1 pseudogene is annotated in these 748 nt (G+C 54.8%); it reads right to left on the bottom strand.

What is annotated here, in order from left to right:
• Positions 1-748 (bottom strand): annotated as a pseudogene (locus D3D02_RS18175) (hypothetical protein); the annotation flags it as partial.

Here is a 748-nt window from a genome sequence, read left to right as displayed (position 1 = left end):
TTCTTGATCTTCTCGATGACTGTACTACCTCTCCCACGCTCGAAGACCACATAGTCATCTTTGACCGGTGCTTTGTCGCTGTCAGGGAGATCAATATCGAAGGTTTCGAGAATACCGACCTTCACACCAATTCCATCAGCTACCGGGACGCCGTACCACCGGCTGATATCCTGGTAAATTTGGTCGTACTTCATGTCGATCTCGAACGTCGGCGTATCGACGAACGAGTTCGACTTCATCGCCTCGTAGGGCGGCCAACTCGACTTCAGACAGTGTTTGACTACCCGGAGTAATAGTAGCCTCGGCGTCTTTCGGCTACTCCCTCCGTCGTTCAGTTGTCTGTATGCGACGTGAATGAAGCGCTGGTTGAACGGGTAGAGTTTGTCGAACGCTTCCTCGACTTCTTCCGGAGCGGTCTCAGCGTTGGAGTTCCGCTTGATTGCGCCGAGGTACGACCGGGCGAGCGCGACGGACGCATCGTCGTCGAGGAAGTACGCCTCGCCGTTGTCGTCGGTCATCGTGAGATACCCCTCCGAGCGCCCTTTCATGTACGTCGCAGCGTTCTCACGAGCGAGCGCGTCGTTGATGTTGTCCTGTTCCCATCCGATCGTCCATCCGAGAACGATGTCGAAGCTGCTACTACCGAGCTCGAAAATGTGGTCCAAGAGTTGTTCCTTCAGGACACTGAAGGTGGTGAGGTCCTCACAAATGAGCGTCGGTCGAATACCCTGATCCTGATACCTTTGGG

The sequence above is a fragment of the Halobellus sp. Atlit-38R genome (genome assembly GCF_003665925.1).
GTDB lineage: Archaea > Halobacteriota > Halobacteria > Halobacteriales > Haloferacaceae > Haloquadratum > Haloquadratum inordinatus.
The sequence above is the reverse complement of the archived record's forward strand: the minus strand, read 5'-3'. Positions and strand labels throughout refer to the sequence as shown.